The sequence below is a fragment of the Schlesneria sp. genome, assembly GCF_036405755.1.
In the GTDB taxonomy this organism is placed as follows: Bacteria; Planctomycetota; Planctomycetia; order Planctomycetales; family Planctomycetaceae; genus Schlesneria; species Schlesneria sphaerica.
The window spans coordinates 1-5,677 of the sequence record NZ_DASWWZ010000397.1 but is presented as its reverse complement, the minus strand read 5'-3'; the positions used below and the strand labels follow the sequence as shown (position 1 = coordinate 5,677).

Genomic DNA, 5,677 nt, shown 5'->3' with positions numbered 1-5,677 from the left:
CATCGTTCCACCCTTTGCTGACCGCCCGCAGATGACCAGTCTGCCTGATGACCTGGCGCCGTTCGAGTATGTCGAAGCCGATGTGCCGTTCTATCCCCCCGGCAAGCGGTGGGGAACAGTCGAAAACGGCCCCCGCAAGATGCAGCTCCCGGTGTCACCTGAAGAATCAATGAAGCACTTCGTGACGCCCGTCGGGTTTCAGATCAAGTTGTTTGCCTCGGAGAAAGATTTTCAGGGAAAGCCCATCTCGATGAACTGGGACGAGCGCGGGCGCCTGTGGATTTGTGAAACGACTGACTACCCCAACGAATTGCAGCCTGTCGGTCAGGGAACGGACCGAATCCGGATTCTGGAAGATACCGACGGCGACTGGGTTGCTGACAAGTTTACGGTGTTTGCAGAGCATCTGAGTATCCCGACCGCTATTACCTTCTATCGGGGTGGAGCAATCGTTCAGGACGGGACCGAGACTGTCTATCTCAAAGACACTGACGGTGACGATCGCGCAGACTACCGCAAAGTCCTCGTTACCGGTTGGGGAATGGGGGATACGCACGGAGAAGTGAGCAATTTCCAGTTCGGTCTGGATAACTGGTACTATGCGATGCAGGGTTACAATGACTCGTCACCAGTCTTGACCGACGGACGCAAGGTCACCTCGTTTCGGCAGGGCTTCTTCCGTTTCAAAGTGAGCGAGTCTCAGAAAGGACGCGACCCAGCGACTGCTCCCATTGGAAGTGAGCCTCAGCCTGACCCTGTAGTGACGGAACTCGAGTTCCTGCGTTCAACCAACAACAACACTTGGGGGTTGGGGCTGAGCGAGGAAGGGTTGGTGTTTGGCTCGACCGCGAATGGAAATCCCAGCGAGTTCATGCCGATTCCCAATCGCTACTATGAAAGTGTGCGAGGCTGGTCGTCGACAGTGTTGGAAGGGATTGCGGATAGCAATAAGTTCGAACCACTGGACGCTGATAAGGTCCGTCAGGTTGATCACCACGGGGGATTCACTGCGGCTGCAGGTCACGCCCTCTATACCGCCAGGAATTATCCGAAAGAGTATTGGAATCGGACTGCCTTTGTGACTGAGGCGACGGGGCATCTGGTAGCGACTTTCGTCTTGCGTGACGACGGTGCGGGATTCCGATCCAAAAATTCCTGGAACCTGCTGGCCAGCAATGATGAATGGTCAGGGCCCATTATGGCCGAGGTTGGTCCAGACGGAAACGTGTGGGTGATCGACTGGTACAACTTCATCATCCAGCACAACCCGACGCCGATCGGCTTCCAGACGGGTAAGGGGAATGCTTACGAATCCAGTCTGCGTGATAAAAAGCACGGGCGAATCTATCGGGTGGTGTACACCGGAAACGAAGCGGCTCAATCAAAGTCCTCGGCGTCATCGCAAGAGAGCGAAGGCATGATGCAGGCGAAAGCGGTCGATCTTTCGCGGGCCAATGCGAATGAACTCGTCGCCGCGCTGCACTCGCCCAATTTCCTGTGGCGTCGGCACGCGCAACGACTGCTGATCGAAAAACGACATACGGAAGCGATTCCGGAACTCGTCGCCATGATCAAGGAACAATCGATCGATGAGATTGGTCTGGCGACGGAGATTAATCATGCTCTGTGGACACTCCATGCACTCGGCGGTTTAACGGGTGAGAATCGAGAAGCGCACAGCGCCGTTGTTCATGCTCTGAATCACCCCTCTGCCGGTGTTCGCCGGAATGCACTTCTTGTATTGCCGCCAGATTCCGCGACGATTGCAACTCTGCAGAGAAGTGGCGTACTGCGTGACCGAAACGCCAAGGTTCGCCTAGCAGGATTTCTGACACTTGCCGAACTTCCCGCATCCGCGGAAGCCGCTGAAGAAGTACGCCTCGCGATGGTTGCACCCGAGAACTCGGATGATCGCTGGTTGCGAGAAGCATTAATCGCTGCGGCTGCCCGGCATGACTTGATGTTTCTGAAGTCGGTCATCCAGAACATCGCCGAAAAGTCCTCTGGACCCCACATCGACGTCATCAGGATTGTGGCTGAGCACTACGCTCGGGGGGGCAACGAGGAGTCGGTCGCGTCGCTCTTCCCTTTGCTGGTGCAATCCAGCGAGGGGGGCGTGGCGTCAGATCGAGCTACGGGAATCATTTCGGCGATGATCGAAGGACTGGCGAAAGGATGGCCGCGAGGTCAGCAGGCGGACTTTGATGAATCGACGGAAGGGGCTCTTGTCGAACTTTTGAACAAGCTCCCCGTCGCCGATCGTGGCCCCCTGGCGACGTTCGCGACACGGGCAGGAAGCAAGAAGCTGGAAACGTATAGTGCCGAAATCGCGGCATCCTTTTTGACAATCGCAAAAGATGAGAAACAACCGGACGATGTGCGACGCGATGCCGCGGTCCAGTTACTCAGTTTCCGTCGTCTGGATGGTGAGGCCGCAAAAGAGGTCATCGCTCTTGTGACACCTCGGACACCGCCGGAACTGGCGCAAGCTTTCATTGAAGCCGTGAACGCCAGCGAAGCACCCGAAGCGGGTGGTCTCTTGATTAAATCGCAGGCAACATTGACCCCTTCGGTCCGGCCCACCGTGATCCGTCTGCTGCTGGGGCGGGTCGACTGGACCGACGCCCTGCTCGACGCACTCGAACAGGGGAAAATTTCGATGAGCGATCTCTCACTCGATCAAAAACAGGGAATGAGCGCTCATCCCAACAAAGAACTTGCCGATCGAGCGAAGAAGGTGTTATCGCGAACGGGAGGCCTCCCTAATCCCGATCGACAGAAAGTTCTGGACGAACTGCTGCCGCTGGCTGACCAGACGGGTGACGTGGCGGCCGGACGAGACGTCTTTAAGAAGCAATGTTCCAAGTGTCATACGCACAGCGGTGAAGGGACCCGCATCGGACCGGATCTCACGGGAATGGCCGTTCATCCGAAGAAAGAACTCCTGACGCATATCATCGACCCCAGCCGAAGTGTGGAAGGGAATTATCGCGTGTACTCCGTTGTCCTCAATGACGGCCGGGTGATGAACGGGTTGCTCGCTTCCGAGTCGAAGACGGCGATCGAAATCTTCGATGCCGAAGGGAAGAAGCACGCTCTGCAGCGTGCTGACATTGAGGAACTGATCGCATCGACCAAGTCGCTCATGCCGGAAGGATTCGAGAAGCAAGTCAAGCCGGACGAAATCAAGAACTTACTGGAATTCCTGACTCAGCGAGGAAAATACCTCCCTATTCCGATCGATAAGGTGGCGACGGTTGTCAGTACGAAGGAGATGTTCCACGATGGACAGCATGATGAACAGAAACTGATTTTCCCGGACTGGGCGCCGCGTATTTTTGAGGGGGTCCCGTTCGTTCTGGTTGACCCGCAGGGAGACCGCGTGGCCAACGCGGTCATGTTGTATGGGACCAACGGCGATAAGCCCCCGCGGATGCCCAAGCGAGTCGCGCTGACATGTAACTCGGCTGCGACGGCGATCCATCTGCTGGGCGGAGTCAGTGGGTGGGGATGGCCTGCGAGTGAAAAGGGACTCTCGAGCCTCATCGTCCGTCTCAAATATAGGGACGGAGCAGTCGAGGAGCATGTGCTGAAGAATGGCGAGCATTTCGCAGACTACATTCGGCGCGTCGATGTCCCTCAATCTCAGTTTGCTTTCCCGCTCAGGAATCAGCAGATTCGCTACCTGAAGGTGGTTCCCGGGCGGACAGATCCGATCGAGACGATCGAACTGGTCAAAGGGAATAACGTCGAGTCGTCGCCTATCGTGATGGCGATTACTGTTGAGACCCCCGCTGCGTCTGAAAAGAAATAACGAGGCTCTTCCCAGATCAAAAAATTCGGGAGCCAACCCGGCCGTGGGGTGCACGGCGAGGAAGGCTCCCGAAACTGAACTTGATTGCTGCAGCGACAGGTCGTTCGCTCAGGCCTTGGGGCCGAGGCCTGAATGTCTCAGCAGAGCTGCAACCTGGGGTTCACGACCGCGGAAGGCCCGGAAGACGTCCATCGGATGCCGGCTTCCACCGAGCGAAAGAACGGTGTCGCGGAACCGTCGACCTGTTTCGAGGATCGTGGCTGGGTCGTCGAGGCCAGCTTCTTCAAATGCGCTGAATGCATCGGCACTCAGAATTTCAGCCCACTTGTAACTGTAGTAACCGGCGGCGTATCCCCCACTGAAGATATGCTGGAACGAGCACAGCGATCGATCTTCGGTGAGCAGGGGCAGAACGCTGGTCTGCTGACTGAGGCGACGATTGAGTTCATGTACCGATTCTGATCCTTCAGGGTCAAACTCGGTATGCAACTCGATGTCTGTCATGCCGAACAGCAACTGTCGCAGTGTCATGGACCCCGCGCGGTAGTTTTTTGCGGCTCGCACCTTTTCAAACAGGGCATCAGGCAGGGGTTCACCCGTCTGATAATGACCTGTCAGTCCCATGAGTGTCGGGCGGTGGTAGCACCAGTTCTCCATGAACTGGCTGGGCAATTCCACTGCATCCCACTCAACGCCGTTGATACCTGCACAGTCAGCATAATCGACCTTGGTCAGCATGTGCTGCAGGCCATGGCCCATTTCGTGGAACAGGGTTTCCACTTCACGAAAGGACATGAGGCTGGGGGTGTCGCCGTGGGGCGGCGTCTGATTGCAGACAAGATGTGCAACCGGGAGCTGGACCTGATCGCCCGTCTTTCGGCGGCCCAGGCAATCATCCATCCACGCCCCCCCGCGCTTGTTTTCGGGGCGTGAGAACGCGTCGAGGTAGAACGAGGCGACGTGGTCTCCGGAAGCGTTATGAACACGGTAAAAGCGGACGTCGGGATGCCAGACGCTGACGTCTGTCTGACGATGGATCGATACTTCGAACAACCGACCCAGCAACTGAAACAGGCCATCGAGCACTTTTTCGAAGGGAAAGTAAGGCCTGAGTTCGTCGTCAGTGTAAGCGTAACGCTCTTCCCGAAGGCGTTCCGCCCAGAAAGCGACGTCCCACACCTGCAGGGGCGAAGTTTCTCCCCGGGTTTCCCGGAGTTTCTTGATATCTTCGAGGTCCTGAACGGCTGCGTCCCAGGCAGCGGTCCGCAAATCTTTAAACATCTGACGGATCGCATCGACGCTGGGTGCCATCTTTCTGGCGAGACTGATTTCAGCGTAGTTCCGGTAGCCCAACAGTTTCGCCTTCTCTTTTCGGAGCGACAGAATCCGCGTGATCAATGGATCATTGTTGAGCTCTCCCGCCGACGCACGTGTGACGAAGGCGCGATAGAGTTGTTCCCGCAGTTCACGGTTCCGGCAGTGTTCCATAAAGGGAGAAAACAGCGGCGGTTCCAGTGTGATCCGCCAAGGACCTTCTGCGGGCGAGGCCGGCTTTTCGGACGCGGTATGGGCCGAGTTCCAGGCTTTGGCTGCCAGATTTCGCAATGTCTGCGGCCAGCCCTCGGTGTCGACCGGATTTGTGATATCGAGAGAATAGGCCTTCGTTGCGTCCAGAACGTGATTCGAGAAGTCCGTCGATAACTGTGACAGTTCCTGCTCGATGGCGTTGAAGCGTTCTCGCTGCTCACCTTCAAGAGCAATTCCGGAAAGCTCGGCCCCCTTGATTCGGTCGGTGATGATGCGCTGCTGGGCTTCACTCAGACGAGACCATTCATCGCTGGATCGTAACTCTTTCAGGCACTT

Annotated in this window: 2 protein-coding genes; one reads left to right on the top strand and one right to left on the bottom strand. The window is 56.7% G+C overall.

Going from position 1 to position 5,677, the window contains the following annotated elements; all coding sequences use genetic code 11:
- Positions 1-31 precede the first annotated feature (31 nt).
- On the top strand, positions 32-3,814 hold the full coding sequence (locus tag VGE80_RS13660; RefSeq protein ID WP_440593063.1) for a PVC-type heme-binding CxxCH protein: 3,783 nt from the start codon (positions 32-34) through the stop codon (positions 3,812-3,814).
- Positions 3,815-3,922: 108 nt separating this feature from the next.
- Here VGE80_RS13660 and VGE80_RS13655 read toward each other — a convergent pair.
- A partial coding sequence (locus tag VGE80_RS13655) for a M3 family metallopeptidase (RefSeq protein WP_440593062.1) occupies positions 3,923-5,677 on the bottom strand: 1,755 nt, incomplete at its 5' end.

Coding starts and splice junctions, on each gene's coding strand:
- VGE80_RS13660 (WP_440593063.1), top strand. CDS start 32: ATGACCAGTCTGCCTGATGACCTGGCGCCGTTCGAGTATGTCGAAGCC.